The sequence below is a fragment of the Oscillibacter sp. KLE 1745 genome (assembly GCF_000469445.2).
Lineage (GTDB): Bacteria > Bacillota > Clostridia > Oscillospirales > Oscillospiraceae > Oscillibacter > Oscillibacter welbionis.
Map to the genome: position 1 here is coordinate 52,309 of NZ_KI271741.1, position 16,205 is coordinate 68,513.

Annotated in this window: 16 protein-coding genes, 1 pseudogene and 2 riboswitches; of the genes and pseudogenes, 7 read left to right on the forward strand and 10 right to left on the reverse strand. The window is 63.1% G+C overall.

Annotated elements, in window-relative coordinates; translation table 11 throughout:
* The 7 genes from HMPREF1546_RS18405 to thiE form a co-directional block, all read right to left on the reverse strand.
* Window positions 1–511: CatB-related O-acetyltransferase (locus HMPREF1546_RS18405; protein ID WP_021751981.1), on the reverse strand; the 511-nt coding region annotated here is incomplete at its 3' end.
* 243 nt (window positions 512–754) lie between these two features.
* Complete coding sequence (locus HMPREF1546_RS11850) at window positions 755–1,954, reverse strand: ABC transporter permease (protein ID WP_021751027.1); 1,200 nt, start codon at window positions 1,952–1,954, stop codon at window positions 755–757.
* The gene (locus HMPREF1546_RS11855) at window positions 1,951–2,688 is read right to left on the reverse strand and encodes an ABC transporter ATP-binding protein (protein WP_021751028.1); all 738 of its coding nucleotides are present in this window, start codon (window positions 2,686–2,688) and stop codon (window positions 1,951–1,953) included. Before HMPREF1546_RS11855 ends, HMPREF1546_RS11850 begins: the two co-directional genes overlap by 4 nt.
* Entirely contained in the window at window positions 2,688–4,439 is a 1,752-nt protein-coding gene (locus HMPREF1546_RS11860) for an HlyD family efflux transporter periplasmic adaptor subunit (RefSeq protein ID WP_051320021.1), read from the reverse strand. Before HMPREF1546_RS11860 ends, HMPREF1546_RS11855 begins: the two co-directional genes overlap by 1 nt.
* A 279-nt stretch (window positions 4,440–4,718) precedes the next feature.
* On the reverse strand, window positions 4,719–5,528 hold the full coding sequence (thiD, locus tag HMPREF1546_RS11865; protein ID WP_025544589.1) for a bifunctional hydroxymethylpyrimidine kinase/phosphomethylpyrimidine kinase: 810 nt from the start codon (window positions 5,526–5,528) through the stop codon (window positions 4,719–4,721).
* A 112-nt stretch (window positions 5,529–5,640) separates the two neighbouring features.
* Entirely contained in the window at window positions 5,641–6,279 is a 639-nt protein-coding gene (locus HMPREF1546_RS11870) for an HAD family phosphatase (RefSeq protein WP_021751032.1), read from the reverse strand.
* A complete protein-coding gene (gene thiE, locus HMPREF1546_RS11875; RefSeq protein WP_021751033.1) occupies window positions 6,276–6,917 on the reverse strand; it encodes a thiamine phosphate synthase in 642 nt (213 codons plus the stop codon). The genes HMPREF1546_RS11870 and thiE overlap by 4 nt, the downstream gene beginning before the upstream one ends.
* Window positions 6,918–6,975: 58 nt before the next feature.
* Window positions 6,976–7,083, reverse strand: a riboswitch (TPP riboswitch).
* 110 nt (window positions 7,084–7,193) lie between these two features.
* Window positions 7,194–7,296, forward strand: a riboswitch (TPP riboswitch).
* A gap of 308 nt (window positions 7,297–7,604) precedes the next feature.
* Here thiE and thiW point away from each other — a divergent pair.
* Both thiW and thiM read left to right on the forward strand, forming a co-directional pair.
* Window positions 7,605–8,120, forward strand: a complete 516-nt coding sequence (gene thiW / locus HMPREF1546_RS11880; protein ID WP_021751036.1) for an energy coupling factor transporter S component ThiW — start codon at window positions 7,605–7,607, stop codon at window positions 8,118–8,120.
* Between the two features lie 24 nt (window positions 8,121–8,144).
* Window positions 8,145–8,939, forward strand: coding sequence for a hydroxyethylthiazole kinase (gene thiM / locus HMPREF1546_RS11885; protein WP_021751037.1), 795 nt, complete (start codon window positions 8,145–8,147; stop codon window positions 8,937–8,939).
* Between the two features lie 60 nt (window positions 8,940–8,999).
* Here the strand turns inward: thiM and HMPREF1546_RS11890 are convergent, their stop codons facing one another.
* The gene (locus HMPREF1546_RS11890) at window positions 9,000–9,659 is read right to left on the reverse strand and encodes an HAD family phosphatase (protein ID WP_021751038.1); all 660 of its coding nucleotides are present in this window, start codon (window positions 9,657–9,659) and stop codon (window positions 9,000–9,002) included.
* Between the two features lie 93 nt (window positions 9,660–9,752).
* On the opposite strand from HMPREF1546_RS11890, the gene thpR reads away from it, so the two are divergent.
* Entirely contained in the window at window positions 9,753–10,253 is a 501-nt protein-coding gene (gene thpR / locus HMPREF1546_RS11895; protein ID WP_021751983.1) for an RNA 2',3'-cyclic phosphodiesterase, read from the forward strand.
* A gap of 339 nt (window positions 10,254–10,592) precedes the next feature.
* Here the strand turns inward: thpR and metG are convergent, their stop codons facing one another.
* A complete protein-coding gene (metG, locus tag HMPREF1546_RS11900) occupies window positions 10,593–12,572 on the reverse strand; it encodes a methionine--tRNA ligase (protein ID WP_021751041.1) in 1,980 nt (659 codons plus the stop codon).
* A 210-nt stretch (window positions 12,573–12,782) separates the two neighbouring features.
* Between metG and HMPREF1546_RS11905 the strand changes: the two genes are divergently transcribed.
* Window positions 12,783–13,538 (forward strand): exodeoxyribonuclease III, encoded by a 756-nt coding sequence (locus HMPREF1546_RS11905; RefSeq protein ID WP_036631189.1) that lies wholly within the window; start codon window positions 12,783–12,785, stop codon window positions 13,536–13,538.
* A gap of 166 nt (window positions 13,539–13,704) precedes the next feature.
* On the opposite strand, the gene gpr is transcribed toward HMPREF1546_RS11905, so the two are convergent.
* Window positions 13,705–14,601, reverse strand: a complete 897-nt coding sequence (gpr, locus tag HMPREF1546_RS11910) for a GPR endopeptidase (protein ID WP_036631190.1) — start codon at window positions 14,599–14,601, stop codon at window positions 13,705–13,707.
* A 193-nt stretch (window positions 14,602–14,794) separates the two neighbouring features.
* Between gpr and rpsT the strand changes: the two genes are divergently transcribed.
* From rpsT to HMPREF1546_RS19250, 3 genes and pseudogenes are all read left to right on the forward strand, one after another.
* Complete coding sequence (gene rpsT, locus HMPREF1546_RS11915; RefSeq protein ID WP_025544580.1) at window positions 14,795–15,058, forward strand: 30S ribosomal protein S20; 264 nt, start codon at window positions 14,795–14,797, stop codon at window positions 15,056–15,058.
* 145 nt (window positions 15,059–15,203) lie between these two features.
* Window positions 15,204–15,980 (forward strand): TatD family hydrolase, encoded by a 777-nt coding sequence (locus HMPREF1546_RS11920; protein ID WP_021751046.1) that lies wholly within the window; start codon window positions 15,204–15,206, stop codon window positions 15,978–15,980.
* Window positions 15,977–16,205: pseudogene (locus HMPREF1546_RS19250) on the forward strand (hypothetical protein); the annotation flags it as partial. The gene HMPREF1546_RS11920 and the pseudogene HMPREF1546_RS19250, both read left to right, overlap by 4 nt.

Here is a 16,205-nt window from a genome sequence, read left to right on the forward strand (position 1 = left end):
CCGGATTGCCGCCCGCCACGGTATAGGCGGGCACATCCTTCGCCACTACGGAGCGGGCCGCAATGATGGCGCCGTCGCCGATGTGGACCCCCGGCAGGATCACGCTCTCCCGGCCGATCCACACGTCGTTGCCCACCATGATGTCCCCCTTTCGGGGCAACTGGCCCAGGTGAGGCGGCGCTTGGTCAGCCCATGCCCCGCCGAACACCTGGAAGGGGTAGGTGCTGACGCTGCTGGTCCGGTGGTTGGCCGGGCCCATGATGAACTGGGTCCCGGCGGCGATGGAGCAGAACTTGCCGATAATGAGCCGGTCCCCGAACTCCGGATAGTTGAACAGGACGTTGTTCTGTTCAAACCCCGCAGGGTCCACCGGATCGTCGTAGTAGGTGTAATCCCCGATCTGGATGTTCGGGGCCGTCACCACATTTTTGATATAGCAGGATGTGCCGTATTCGTTTGGAAAAACCGCGTCGGGGTCCGGAAGCCCCATGCCGCGGATGGTCTGATTCATGATGTCTCCTCCTGTTTCCTTTTTACTGCATCAACCACTTCCTCTCCCGGCGGACTTCCACAGCCACCGCACGCTTCTTTCTGATCTCCCTCATGGCAGTCTCCTCTTTTCGCAGAACCTCTCTCCGGCCGGAAGACCGGTTGTTTCGCGGCCATTGTACCACGGCCGGGCCCGACTGACAAGAAAAACGGCGGCGGGTTCCCGGATGGGGACCCGCCGGGAAGGGCGGATGCGGATGGCGTCTCAATCATACCGCAGCGCATCGATGGGGTTCAGCACCGCGGCCTTTTTGGCGGGGAGGTATCCGAAGGCGATGCCGATGCCCGCGGAGACACCGAAGGCCACCAGGATCGCCGCAATACTGGGGCTGACGGTGATGGGGGTGTCCGGCATGACATTGGCGATGACCACCGTGGCCGCCGCGGATAGGCCGAAGCCCAGAGCGATCCCCAGTACGCCGCCCAGAGAGGAGGTGGTAGCCGCCTCGATGACGAACTGGCGCATGATGGCGCCCTCCCGGGCCCCAAGCGCCTTGCGGATGCCGATCTCTCTGGTCCGCTCCGTAACCGACACCAGCATGATGTTCATGATGCCGATGCCGCCCACCACCAGAGAGATGGCAGCGATGCCCGCCAGAATGTAGATCACCATGTTCACCATGGAGTTCATCTCCTCCACCATCTCCGCCATGCTGCCCACGGTATAGGCATCGTCGTCCTCAAAAATCTCATAGAGGGCGTTCTCCAGGGTGGTTTTGGCCTGGGAGATCTGGTCCGTGTCCTGGACAGTGATGGTGTAACTGGAGATGGTGCCGGTGAAGCTGAGGCGGGCGGCGGTGGAGTAGGGGAGGAACACGCAGTCGTCCGTGCCGCCCTCTTCCAGCTCTGTGCCCTCCATTCCCATAACACCTACGATGGTAAACGAGTTGCCATTGATCCGCAGCGTCTGACCCACGGCATTCCCGCCGTAATAGACCTGATTCAGATACTGCCCGACGACGCAGACCTTTTTCCGGCCGGTCATGTCCGTGTACTGAAGCCCCCGGCCCTGGGCGACCTCATACCCCTTCATGGAGAAGTAATCCTCGCTGACGCCGGTGACGGAGGTGGCGGAAAGAGTGCTGCTGCCGATCTTCACCGAGCCGCTCATGGTGACCGTGGGGGAGATCTGCTTGAACACATCGCTGTTGTCCGCCACCAGCTGGTACATCTCGCCCTCCGACACGCTGCGGGAGGAGCCGCGGCCCATCACCATCACTGTCAGAGAGTCGGTGCCCATGTCGGCAAAGCTGTCCTCAATATAGCCCTGCATCCCGTTGCCCAGGCCCACGATGACGATGACCGCGCACACGCCGATGATGATGCCCAGCATAGTGAGGAAGGTCCGCATCTTGCTGCTGAGAATATTCTGCACCGCCATCTGGAAGGTCTCGATCAGGCTCATCCCGCCATCCCCCTTCCGGCAAGGTTGGGCGTCACTACCGCCTCAGGCGCACCGGCATCGCCGTCGTAGATCACGTGGCCGTCCTCCAGCCGGATGATCCGCTGGGCCTGGACAGCGATGGAGTTGTCGTGGGTGATGAGCACCACCGTGTTGCCCGCGGCATGGAGCTGCTGCAGCATGGTCAGCACCTCCCGCCCGGTGTGGGAGTCCAGGGCGCCGGTGGGCTCGTCGGCCAGGATCACCGCCGGGTCCCCTGCCAGAGCCCGGGCAATGGACGCCCGCTGCTGCTGGCCGCCGGAGAGCTGGCTGGGCTTATTGCGCAGCTTGTCGCCAAGACCCACCATCTCCAGCGCGATCCGGGATCGCTCGTGCCGCTCCGGCTTGGGGATGCCGGCGTACATCAGCGGCACCTCCACGTTCTCCTGGAGCGTCAGCTTGGGCAGCAGGTTGTACTGCTGGAAGATGAAGCCCAGCATCTTGTTCCGGATGGCGGCCAGCTGGTCCTTATCCATCTGACCCACATCCCTGCCGTCCAGCAGGTACGTGCCGGAGGTGGGCACGTCCAGGCAGCCGATGATGTTCATACAGGTGGACTTGCCGGAGCCGGACTGGCCCACGATGGCCACGAACTCCCCCTTCCGGATCTGGAAGGAGATGTGGTCCGCCGCCTTCACAGTGGTGTCGCCCATCTGGTAATACTTGCAGACCTCCCGAAATTCGATCAAAGTGCCCATCAGAAGCCTCCCGGCCCGCCGCTGGGCATTCCGCCGCCGGAGGGTATCCCGCTGGGCATGTCGCCCATCGGTATGGAGGACATGGCCCCGCTTGGCATGACGAACGTCATATCGCCGGAGCTGGCGGAGCCAGCCGCCTGGAGATAGGCCACTGTGTCCCCCTCCTGGAGGCCGGAGAGGACCTCAATGTAGCTGTTGTCGCTGACGCCGGTTTCCACCGGCACGTAGACGTAGCCCTCCGGGGCCTCCTGGTCCAGGGCATTCACAGCACTGGGAGAATTCGCGGTGACCAGCACCATGTCCCCGCGGCTCACGGCGGCGCTTGGGATGGCCAGCACGTCATCCGCCGAGGAGATCACGATCTCCGCGTCCACATTCATCCCAGGCAGCAGGCCGTCGGTCTCGTCGATGCGGACGGTGACGGGGTACGTGGTGATGCCGCCGGAGGTGGTGCCCGCCACGGACACCTCCGTCACCACGCCGGTGTAGGTCTTCCCCTCCACGGCATCGGCGGTGATCCGGACCTCCTGGCCCACCTCCACAGAGCTGATGTCCAACTCGTCGATGGACATGGTCATCTCCAGATAACTCAGGTCATAGATGACGCAGAGGGTGCTGCCGGAGCCGCCCTCAATGTTGTCCCCCGCCTTGGCGTTCTTGGTGACCACGGTGCCGGAGATGGGCGCGGTGACGGAGTAGTCCTCCAGATTGTCCCGGGCATTTTCCAGGCTGGTGGAGGCGTTGCTGACACTGATGCGGGCGCTTTCAATCTGGTTGTCCACGCTGTCACCGGTGATGGTGCAGATCCGGTCGCCGCTGGAGATGGTATCGCCCACCAGCCAGTTGAAACCTGCAACTTTGCCGGACGCCTCTGCCGTGATGACGCTGCTGGCCCCCACCTTGATGGACGCCTGGCCGTAGCTGGAGTAGCTGCCGATGACGGCGCTGGCGGTGTAGTCGGATGTCACAAGGCCCGGGTTGACGAGCCGTACCCGGACGGTAGTCAGGGGTACGCCGGTGGAAACCGCCGCGGAGGAACTGGACACCGCGGCAACCGTTCCGGTGAGGGTCCCGGCGAAGCCGTCGATAAAGACCGTGGCGGTCTGGCCGATGTAGAAGTCGCCGCTGTCCGCGTAGGTGAAGTAGAAGTCGATGTAGATGTTCTCATCCGCCACGATCTTCAGAAGCTGTGTGCCTGCGCTGACGCTGTCCCCCTCGTTCACATACACCTCGCTGACGGTGCCGCTCAGGTCCGCCTGGGGATACTTGGCCTTCACCGCCTGCTCATAGGAGGTCTGGGCCTGGGAGTAGCTGTTCTGCGCCTGAGTCTGGCTGCTGGCCGCGTTGGAGGAATCAATGGTATAGAGCAGTTGGCCCTCCTCCACCTGGTCGCCCTTTTCAAAGGTATCGCTGAGGATCTCGCCGGAGACCAGCGTATTGACGGTGTAGGAGTCCGCTGGCTCCAGCGTGCCGCTGGAGGAGAGGGAATTGGTGATAGAGCGGCGCTCCACCGCCGCCTCCTGATACGTCGTCGCAGCGGAAGCCGTCTGTCCGCGGCCCCTCCAGATCACCACGCCGCCTGCAATGGCCACCACCAGAAGCAGCGCCAGCGCCTTTCGTTTCCGCCCCTTCCACAGCTTTTTCCAGCTGCTGCGGAGACGGCCCCCTTTGGGAGAGGAATCTGCTACGACGGGCTCCCGCTCCCCCACGGAGATTCCTTCCGTCTCCCGCTCCAGTCCTTTTTCGCTCATACCGTGCCAATCCTTTCCGTACCTCCCCCTCCGGGAAGGGTTCTGGTCCAAAGGTATCATGGAAAGCTAAAATCAACCTGAAAAAACACTTTAAAAAATTTTGTTTTTATCATTTTTTTAGTATATTCAGCTCGTTTTAAACCTTAAAAATACCTGAAATCATTTTGTTCAGTCTGGTGATTCCAAATAGATCCCGCCATCGGAACCGCCGTTTTTCTGCGCAAAAACAACAGGAGGACAGCGGATAAAACCGCTGTCCCCCTGTTGTCTGCAAACTGGTCAATCTGCCTTTTCCGTACAGTAGATGCTCTTCAGGTCGAACATGTGATTCATGGGGCCGGAACCGCGTCCCAAGTCCAGCATGGCCCCCAGAGCGCCGGAGATGTAAGCCTTGGCCCGCTCCACCGCCGTGTCCAGGTCAAAGCCCTTCGCCAGATTGGAGGCGATGGCGCTGGACAGGGTGCAGCCGGTGCCGTGGGTGTTGGGGTTGTTGATCCGCTTTCCGTGGAACCACTTGCCGCTGCCGCAGCGCCACAGCAGGTCATCGGCGTCGTTGATCTGGTGGCCGCCCTTGCACAGCACGGCGCAGCCGTACTGCTCACTGATGGCCCGGGCCGCCGCCTCCATGTCTGCGGCGCTGCGGATCGTCATGCCGGAGAGGATCTCCGCCTCAGGGATGTTGGGGGTCAGTACCGTGGCCAGGGGCAGCAGGAGCTCCTTCAGGGCGGAGACCGCGTCCTCCGTGATGAGCCGGTCCCCGGAGGTGGCCACCATCACCGGGTCCACCACCAGATTTTTGGCCCCATACTCCTTCAGCTTGGCCGCGATCACCCGGATCAGCGGAATGCTGGAGACCATGCCGGTCTTCACCGCGTCGGGGAAGATATCTGTGAACACGCAGTCCAGCTCCTCCGCCAGAAAGTCCGGCGTACACTCCACGATGCTCTTGACGCCGGTAGTGTTCTGGGCCACCAGAGCCGTCACCGCACAGGTGGCGAACACGCCGTTGGCGGTCATGGTCTTGATATCTGCCTGGATACCGGCGCCTCCGCTGGGATCGGTCCCAGCGATCGTCAATGCTGTCTTCATATCGATACTTCCTTTCCTGATGCTTCTTTGCATTGAAGTTTTATCAAGCGGCGGAAGGTGGTGCCCCCGATCCGCCGCTGGAAGCGGCCCGCTGGCCGCGGTTCCCCGTCTCTTACGGGACCCAGTCGCCCAGGTCCCGCACGTACCAATCCGCCAGGGCTTTCAGCGCGGCCTGATCCTCTTCGGCAGAGGCGTCCCAGACGCCGCAGACCCGGAAGCCTGCCTCGTGGGCGGTCCTGGCAGCGTGAAGGGCATCCTCAAACACCACCGTCTCCGCCGGAGCGGTCCCCAGACGGCGGGCGGCCTCCAGATAGATGTCCGGCCGGGTCTTGCCGCCGTACTGGACACAGCTGACGGCGAAGCGGAAGTGCGGCCACAGTCCCAGCCGTTCCATGGCGGAGCGGGCCTGGAACGCCTCGCTGGCGGTGGCGATGCAGCAGGAGATGCCGGAATCCGCCAGCCGGGCCAGCAGCCGGGCCGCCCCGGGCTTCATGGGCACCCGGGACCGGTACTCCTCCGTCACCAGATCGTTGAGGGTGTCCATCAGCTCCTCCGGCGTGGTGGAGAGGGAGAAGCGGCTTCGCAGGTACTCCGCCGCCTCCCGGCGGCCCATCTCCTTCAGGTCCCGGGCCAGATCCTCCGGCGGGTCACCGCCGTACCGGCGCACCAGATCCACCGGGGCCTTCTGCCAGATGTACATGGAGTCCGTCAGGGTCCCGTCCAGGTCAAAGATGGCGCCCCGGATGTTCATCGGGCGATCTCCTCCGAGAGCCGCAGCAGCTCCTCCGCCGCCGCCTTCACGTCGGCTTGCGCGAACAGGGCGGAGACCACCGCCACGCCGTCCAGACCGCAGTTCTTCAACTCCAGAATATTGTCATGGCTGATGCCGCCGATGGCCACCACCGGGATGTCCACCGCCGCTGTGATGGCCCGGATGGTCTCCCGGGAGATGGGCTTGGCGTCCGTCTTGGTGCCGGTGACGAAAGCCGCGCCCACGCCCAGGTAGTCCGCCCCCGCCGCCTGGGCGGCCAGGGCCTCTTCCACGGAGTGGGCGGAAACGCCGATCAGCTTGTCCGGCCCCAGCAGCTCCCTAGCCCGGCCCGCCTCCAGATCCTCCTGGCCCACATGAACGCCGTCCGCCCCGGTCTGGGCGGCGATCTCCACATTGTCGTTGATGATGCTGACAGCGCCCTTTTCCCGGCACAGGGCCACGAACCGCTCCGCCTCCGCCAGGAAATCCGCCTGTCCCATGTGCTTTTCCCGCAGCTGGACGATGCCCGCCCCGCCGTCGACGGCTGCCGCCACCTGACGGAGCAGGCCCTCCGCGTCATGAGTCCAGGCCCGGTCCGTCACGGCATACAGCCGCAGCCGCTTGGGGTCGATCTTCATATCACTCCATCCTCTCTGTCAAAAAAACCGCGGACATACCAAGAGCGGTCGTCCGCGGCTGTGCGCCTCATGATTTCCCTACGTTGGCATGATCCACATCAGGTAAAGGGTCAAGACCTGGCTGGCCTCCTCTCAGCCCGCGCCAGCGGGCTCCCCATTTTCTCGCCTCTCATCATACGCCTTTTTCCCGGGAAATGCAAGCAAAACCGCCTGCTGGGCAAATCTTTACACAAGATACTGCTTGACAAATTCCCGCGGGCGGTGTCATAATAAATGCGACAAAAACAGGGGAGCCCTCACGGGCTGAGAGGAAGCGGACCGCTTCGACCCTTTACCTGATGTGGGTAATGCCACCGTAGGAAGTTATGTATGAGCATCCGGCACGGCGGGCACCCTCTCAGGCGCCCGCTGTTTTTTACTTTGAGACGGAAGGGATGTGCATCGGCGAAAACAACATCCGGCACCCCGGGGACCACCGGGAGCGGGCTGAGGGGGAGCGCCCTGGGCCCGGGCCGGCAAAGCAGCGATGGGAAGCCGTGTTCCGGCGTGAGAGGAGGCCAGAAAGCCTCGACCGATTTTCCACAGCAGGCGGATGCCCGCCTGCCGACCTTGCATGGCAAGGGGAAAACGCTGTTTCGCACGCTGTTTTCTCCCTGCAAATTCTGATGGATCAAAGGAGCGATCTCTATGAAAACCAATTCCAAGAAGCTGGCCCTGGCAGGCGTGCTGTGCGCCGTGGCCGTGGTGGGCAGTATGCTTCAGTTTCCCGTATTCGGCAGCCAGTGCGCGCCAGTGCAGCACATGGTGAATGTCATCTGCGCTGTGTTCCTGGGCCCGGGCTACGGCGTGGCCGTGGCCTTCCTGGCCAGCCTGCTGCGCAACATCTTCGGCTTAGGCAGCCTCCTGGCCTTCCCAGGCAGCATGTGCGGCGCCCTGCTGTGCGGCCTGGTCTACTGGAAGACCAGGAATCTGCCCGCGACCCTAGCGGGCGAGGTGTTCGGCACCGGCATCATCGGCGGCCTGCTGTCCTATCCTGTGGCGGTGGCCTTTATGGGCGTAGTGGCCGGCTCCATCGCCTTTTACGCCTATGTGGTGCCCTTCCTGGTCTCCACCGTGGGCGGCTCCATTCTGGCCGGCATCCTGGTATTCACCCTCCAGAAGAGCGGCGCCCTCAAATCCATGCGGGCCGCATTGGAGCATTGATCCCAACTGAGAAAGGGTCCTTCCATGCTTGATTTCACCCGTCTGGACAAAGTCCGCCGCCAGCGGCCCCTGATCCACTGCGTCAGCAATATCGTCACCGCCAACGACTGCGCCAATCTGGCCCTGGCCGTTGGCGCCAGCCCCATGATGGCCCAGGCACCGGAAGAGATGGAAGCCATCTCCGCCGTCAGCGACGCCACGGTGCTGAACACCGGCACCCCGGATGCGGAGAAATTCCGGGCCTGCCGGATCTGCGCCGTCTCCGCCCGTCATCCGGTGGTGCTGGACCCGGTAGGGGTGGGCGCAAGTCCCTGGCGGCTGGGACAGGTCCGGGCGCTGCTGGACCTGTTCACCCCGTCCATCCTGCGAGTGAATCTGGGGGAGGCCCGGGCCCTGCTGGGGTCGGATGGGCAGGAACAAGGGGTGGACAGCCCGCTGCCCGCCAGCCGGGAAGCCCGGAGGGACACCGCCATGGACCTGGCCCGGCGCCGCGGAACGGCGGTGCTGCTCTCCGGTCCGGAGGATCTCATCACCGATGGGGCGCGGGTCTGGTGCGTCACCGGCGGCAGCGGCCGGATGTCTCTCGTCACCGGCACGGGCTGTATGCTGTCGGTGCTGTGCGGTGTGTTCGCCGCCGTGGAGCCGGACGCCGCCGCGGCGGCTGCCCTGGCCTCCGCCTTCTGGAAGATCTGCGCCCGCCGGGCGGAGCACCTGGCCGCAGACCGGGGCAGCGGCAGTTTCCGCACGGCGCTGCTGGACGCCGCCAATACGCTGACGGCATCTGACGCCGCCCGCGAGGCGGAGATCCTGACTCTCTGACAAAGAAGCCCGCCCGGTCCTGACGGACCGGACGGGCCTTCTGTTTTGCGAGGCAGGCGATCACTCCAGCTCCCGGGTCTCAAACATCTCCTCAAAGGAACGGATATAGTAGTCCGCCAGCCCGCGGATCTCCTCCTGGTGTGCCTCCTCGGACGCGTCGTACACCGCCGCCACCCGGAACCCGGCGGCCTTGGCGGTCTGGATGGCGTGGAAGGCGTCCTCAAACACCACCGTGTCCTTCTTGTTGGACTGAAGGCGGCGCATGGCCCGCTCGTAGATCTCGGCGCTCTCCTTTTTGCCGACCCCCACCTCCGCCACAGTGATAAGTCCCCGGAAGTAGTGGTCGATCCCTGCATGGCGGAGGGCTGCTTCCGCCAGAGGGCGGTCCGTGGCAGTGGCCACATACATCCACACGCCCTCCATCTTCAGAAGGGACAGAAACTTGTCCACGCCGGGCTTTGCCTGGACCTCATGCTGATAGAAATCCGCGACCCGGTCCACTACCCGGCCGATCAGCTCCTCCTCCGTCTGGGGGAGGTGGTAGTGCTCCTTGCAGTAGGCGATCCCGTGCCGGAGGGAGAGGGTCTTCAGCATCTCGTCGGTCTCCGGCTCGGGCTCGATGCCAAGGCCCCGCAGGACGCTGGTGCCCAGGTCCCGCCAGATAGGCATGGAGTCCAGCAGGGTGCCGTCCATATCAAAAATCGCGCTTTGCAGTCTCATGGGAACTCCTTTCGTCTGTTGCCGATGGTCCCTATTGTACCACCGGAGCAGGCAAAAGCGCAATGAAAACCCCGTGAAAAGGAGGAAAAATTCATGCGTCTCTTTCTGGCCATCCAGCTGTCCCCCGCGGTGCGGGAAGCACTGCTGACCGCTCAGGACGCCCTGCGCCGCCAGGGCAGGGGCTCTTTCCCGCCGCCGGAGAACCTGCACCTGACCCTGGCCTTCCTGGGGGAGGCAGAGGACCCGACCAGGGCCCGGGCCGCCCTGTCGGAGGTATCCTGCCGACCTTTCTCCCTGGCGGTGGGCGGCCCGCCGGGGCACTTCGGCGACCTGTTGTGGGCCGGTGTTCGAGCAGATCCGGCCCTGGAGGAGCTGGCCGTGTCCCTGCAGGCGGACCTTCGCTCCCAGGGCTTCTGCCAGGAGGACCGCCCCTGGCTGCCCCACATCACCCTGGTCCGCCGCTGGCGGGGCGAGGCCCCGCAGGTGACCGTCCCCCACGCCAGCATGGTGGTCCGGCAGATCTCCCTCCTGCGGTCAGACCAGATTGACGGCAAACGGATCTACACAGAACTCTCCCACAAATCCCTGCGTTAAAAAACAGCCGGCACCGCTTGGTGCCGGCTGTTTTTACAAAGGAAAGGGGATCTAGGGGAAAACCGTTGGTTTTCCCCAGTTCGTTCGCCGTTGGCGAACGAAGAAATTTCAATCATTTTCGGCAGGACATGCGCCTGCCGAAAATCCCTTGACCCGTGCGCCCTGGGCGCACACACCAGTCCGCAGACTGGTGGTGGGGGAGGTCGAGGGGAAACAGCCGAAATGCCGCCAGCGGCGGAAAAAGTGAGGCTGTTTCGAGGCAGCGGCGCGATTGGCGGCCCGAACAGGGCCGGGAATTGCAATGCCGCAACGGTGTCAGCCTGCTCCCCCTCGAAGCCCTCAGCACAGCTTCGCGCCCGCCGGGATGGAATCATCCACCATGATGAGGTGCAGGCACTCCTCACCGTGCTCGGTGTGGACGGCGGAGATCAGCATGCCGTTGCTCTCCAGGCCCATCATCTTCCGGGGCGGCAGGTTCACAATGGCGATCAGGGTCTTGCCCACCAGATCCTCCGGCTCATACCACTTGTGGATGCCGGAGAGGATCTGCCGGTCCACACCGGTGCCGTCATCCAGAGTGAATCTCAGCAGCTTCTCACTCTTCTTCACGGCATCGCAGGCCTTCACCTTCACCGCCCGGAAATCGGACTTGCAGAAGGTGTCGAAATCCACCTTCTCCGTCAGCTGGGGCTCCACCTCGACGGCGGGCAGGGCGGCCTTTTTGGCCGCGGCCTCCGCGGCCTCCAGCTCCTCCAGGGCCTTGTCCATGTCCAGCCGGGGGAACAGGTTCTCGCCCTTGGTGACGGCAGCGGTCTCAGGCAGAGCGCCCCACTCCGCCGCGGCGTCCCAGGTCCGGCTCTCCGCGGGGGCGCCGATCTGGGCAAAGAGCTTTTCACAGCTCTCCGGCATGAAGGGCGTCAGCAGGATGCCGCAGATGCGGGTGGCCTCCAGCAGGTTGTACAGCACATGGGCCAGCCGCTTGCCGTTGGTCTCCATATCCTTTGCCAGGGCCCAGGGGGCGTTCTCGTCGATATACTTGTTGGCCCGCTGGATGACCTTGAAGATCTCGTCCAGAGCCTTGTGGGGGGCGAAGGTCTCCATGTCCTCTTCATAGACGCTCCGCAGGCCCTCCGCCAGTGTCCGCAGCTCCTGGTCAAAGGGCTGGGGCTCGGCGCAGGTCCGGCACTCGGCAGGCAGCGCTCCGCCAAAGTACTTGCCCACCATGGCGGTGGTGCGGGAGACCAGGTTGCCCAGGTCGTTGGCCAGGTCGGTGTTGATGGTCTGGATCAGCAGTTCGTTGGAGAAGTTGCCGTCGGAGCCGAAGGGGAACGTCCGCATCAGGAAGAACCGCAGGGCGTCCACGCCGAACTTCTCCGCCAGGATATACGGGTCCACCACGTTGCCCTTGGACTTGGACATCTTGCCGCCGTCCAGCAGCAGCCAGCCGTGGCCGAACACGTGCTTGGGCACCGGCTCGCCCAGGCTCATCAGCATGGCGGGCCAGATGATGGAGTGGAACCGGACGATCTCCTTGCCCACGATGTTGACGCCGGGCCACCAGCCCTTGTCGTAGTCGTGGTAGCAGTCGTTGTCATAGCCCAGGGCGGTGATATAGTTGCTGAGGGCGTCCACCCACACATAGACTACGTGCTTGGGATCGAAGTCCACCGGAATGCCCCAGGAGAAGCTGGTGCGGGAGACGCACAGATCCTCCAGGCCGGGGTCCAGGAAGTTCTTCACCATCTCGTGGACGCGGCTGCGGGGCTGGAGGAAGTCGGTGTTCTCCAGCAGATCCCGGACCTGGTCGGCGTACTTGCTCAGGCGGAAGAAGTAGGCCTCCTCCTCCGCGTCCTGCACCTCCCGGCCGCAGTCGGGGCACTTGCCGTCCACCAGCTGGCTCTCGGTCCAGAAGGACTCGCAGGGGGTGCAGTATTTGCCCTTGTAGGTGCCCTTGTAGATGTCGCCCTTGTCGTACATCTTCTTGAAAATCTTCTGGACGCTCTCCACATGGTAGTCGTCGGTGGTGCGGATGAACCGGTCGTTGGAGATGTTCATCAGCTTCCACAGGTCCTTCACGCCCCGGTCTCCCTCTACGATGTTGTCCACGAACTCCTTGGGAGTGACGCCGGCCTCCTTGGCCTTGGTCTCGATCTTCTGGCCGTGCTCGTCCGTGCCGGTGAGGAACATGACGTCCTCGCCCCGCAGGCGGTGATACCGGGCCAGCGTGTCCGTGGCCACCGTACAGTAGGTGTGGCCGATGTGGAGCTTGTCCGAGGGATAGTAGATGGGCGTTGTGATATAGAATTTTTTCTTTTCCATGGGATTCTCTCCTTTAAAACGGCAGCTCCGAATGGAAGAGCGCCGGTATTTGCCTGAATTATTATTATAGTTTGAAAATCCAAAAAATACAAGGGAAGATGCGAAAAACGGGCCGTCACACAAGCCGCCTCTCCTCGTGGGGATTGTATTTTTCGCAAAATTCCGATACAATAGGAACGCTGTATGATTTTCACAAGGGAGGATGCGCCCATGAAACTGGTATCCTGGAACGTTAACGGCCTGCGGGCCTGCCTGGGCAAGGGATTTCTGGACTTCTGTGCCGTGGCCGACGCGGACATCATCTGCCTGCAGGAGACGAAGATGCGCCCGGAGCAGGCAGAATTTGATCTGCCCGGCTATCACCGCTACTGGAACAGCGCCGACAAGGCGGGCTATTCCGGCACCGCAGTGTTCACCCGGCACCAGCCGCTCTCCGTGACCTATGACTTCGGTATCGATGAGCACCGCCACGAGGGGCGGGTCATCACGGCGGAGTACCCGGACTTCTACCTGGTGTGCTGCTACACTCCAAACTCCAAGGATCAGTTGGCCCGGCTGGACTACCGCATGGCCTGGGAGGACGACATCCGGGACTACCTGCTGGATCTGGACGCCAAAAAGCCTGTGGTGTACTGCGGGGACCTGAACGTGGCCCACCAGGAGATCGATATCAAAAATCCCGGTCCCAACCGCCGCAACCCCGGCTTTACCGACGAGGAGCGGGAGAAGATGACGAAGCTCCTCTCCAGCGGCTTTGTGGACACGTTCCGGTATCTGTACCCGGACAAGACCGGGGCCTACTCCTGGTGGAGCTACCGCTTCAATGCCCGGAAGAACAACGCCGGGTGGCGGATCGACTACTTCATCGTGTCGGAGCGGCTGAAGGACAAAATCCGGAACGCCGATATTTGGAGCGAGGTGCTGGGCAGCGACCACTGCCCGGTGGTACTGGATCTGGATGTATAAACTTCATGCGCGTTCGATGCGCCACGAACATCGGCAAATCCTGCACATGAAGTCTTTTTGCATCATTTCCGGCTGCCCTGAAGAGTGCGGGGAAACGGCACATTTCAAAGGTTTGTGATGCTTTGCATCGGAAAACAGGACCGGACCTGCTGGGTCCGGTCCTGTTTCAGCTCAACAGGGCGTTCATCTCCTCGATCTCCAGATCCTGGAGGGCCCAGTTGATGCCGTAGCCCACCACCTTGCTCAGATCCCGCACCTGCTGGTCGATGTCCCGCGTAGTGACCATGAAGGCATCATGCTCCCCGCGCAGCCGTTCCTCATCCACCTTTTCCACGCCGGACTCCTCCAGAATGTCCGCCGCCAGGGTGGCGGAGTCCACCACCGTGGGCACGCCGATGGCGAACACCGGCACCCCCAGCGTCTCCCGGTTCAGCGCCGCCCGGTGGTTGCCCACGCCGGAGCCGGGGATGATCCCCGTGTCGCTGAGCTGCACCGTGGCGCACACCCGCCCGCACCGGCGGGAGGCCAGGGCGTCGATGGCCAGGACCATGGCGGGCTGGACTTCCGCCACCAGACCCCGCACCGCCTCCGCGGACTCCACGCCGGTGGTGCCCAGCACGCCGGTGCGGAAGGCCGACACCGGCCGGAACCCGGCAAACTGCTTCGGCATGGCGGAGAGCAGGTGCCGGGTGATCAGCACGCTGTCCAATGCCAGGGGGCCAACGGCGTCCGGCGTCATGGCTGCGTTGCCCAGGCCCACCACCAGGGCGGAGCCCTCCACCGGCAGCAGGGCCTTCAGCTCCGTGCCCACGGCCCGGACCGCCCGCTCGAAAAAGTCCGCCTTCCGCTGCCAGAAGGTGGTGAGGTCAATGGTGAAATAGCTGCCCTGGGGCTTGCCCAGGGCCTCCTCGCCCCGGTGGTCCAGGATGTCCACCCGGGTGACTGGGTATCCCTCCAGCTTGCTCTTGGTCGCCTTCACCCCCATGAGGCGGGTGGTCCGCTCCGCGGACTCCTGCCAGAGCTCCCGGGCCTCCAGGGCCAGGTCGGTACGTTTTATGAACAATGCGAACCGCCTCCCAAACACAAAATCTAGTGGTCTGCTCACTAGGTTTTGCGGTAGGCGGCACGATATACAATTTTAGCCCGAAAAATATAAAAAAAGGCTTGCTTTTTGCGCCGTTCCCTGTTAAAATATCATTCTGCATGGTGGGAACTGGTTCCCACAGTCAAATTTTCTGCCTAAGGAGGTGTTTGGTTTGCCGAATATCAAGTCTGCCAAGAAGCGCGTTCTGATCGCCGAAGTGCGCAACGCCCGCAACAAGGCCGCGAAGTCCGAACTGAAGACCGCCATCAAGAAGTTCGAGGCTGCTGCCGCAGAAGGCAATCGCACCGAGGCCGATGGCGCGTACAAGGTTGCAGTGAAGAAAGTCGATCAGGCTGTTGCCAAGGGCATTCTGCACAAGAATACGGCCGCTCATCGCAAGAGCGCCATGACCCTGAAGCTCAACAAGATCGGCTGATCATATCGGGCCAAAAGGACATCCGTTCGGATGTCCTTTTTTGTTTTCTGGCCAGGGGGCTTTTCCCGATTCTGGCCCTTTTCTTTTCCGCAGGGCGTGTTATAATCGTCCGTAGGATCAGAATTCCGCTGAAGAGGTGACTGCCATGCCGCTGTTCGACACCCACGCCCACTACAACGACGACGCCTTTGACCAGGACCGGAAGGGGCTGCTGGACGCCCTGCCGGACGCCGGAGTGGGGGCTGTGGTGATCCCCGGGGTGGACGTGGAGAGCTCCCGCTCTGCCCTGGCCCTGGCGGAGAACCGGCCCTGGCTGTTCGCCGCCGCAGGCATCCATCCGGAGGACTGCGCCGGCTGCACGGCCGCGGATTTTTCCGCCATCCGGGACCTGTGCCGGGAGAAAAAAGTGGTCGCCATCGGAGAGATCGGCTTGGACTACTACTGGGCGGAGAATCCGCCAAAGGAATTCCAGCAGATGGTGTTCCGCCGCCAGCTGGAGCTGGCGCTGGAGCTGGAGCTGCCGGTGATCGTGCACGACCGGGAGGCCCACGGAGACAGCCTGGAGATCGTAAAGGAGTTCCCCGGGGTGCGGGGCGTATTCCACTGCTTCTCCGGCAGTCCCGAAATGGCGGAGGAGCTGCTGAAGCGGGGCTGGTATCTGGGCTTTGACGGTCCGGTGACCTACAAAAACGCTCGCCGGGCGCCGGAGGTCGTGGCCGTCACGCCCCTGGACCGGATCGTGGTGGAGACGGACGCGCCCTACATGAGCCCGGTGCCCAACCGGGGCAGGCGGAACGACAGCCGGAATCTCCCCTACATTGTGGAAAAACTGGCGGAGTGGAAGGGCATCTCCCCGGAGGAGATGGCGGCGCACACCTGGAACAATGGCCTGCGGCTGTTCGGGCTGGAGGGGAAGGTATGAAAAAAGCGTTTCTGATGGTCCTGGCCTGCCTGCTGCTGGCGGGCTGCGGCGCGCCGTCAGAGACAGTGACGCCAACGGACTCCTGGCCGGATTCCGCTCTGGTGGAAACCAATGAAGCGGCTGCTGAATCCCCGCCGGAGCCTATTTCAACCGCGCCTGCCGAATCCCCGCCGGCAACCGCCCCGGCGGAACCCCTCTCCGCCCCCGCCGTGGTAACGGCGGGGG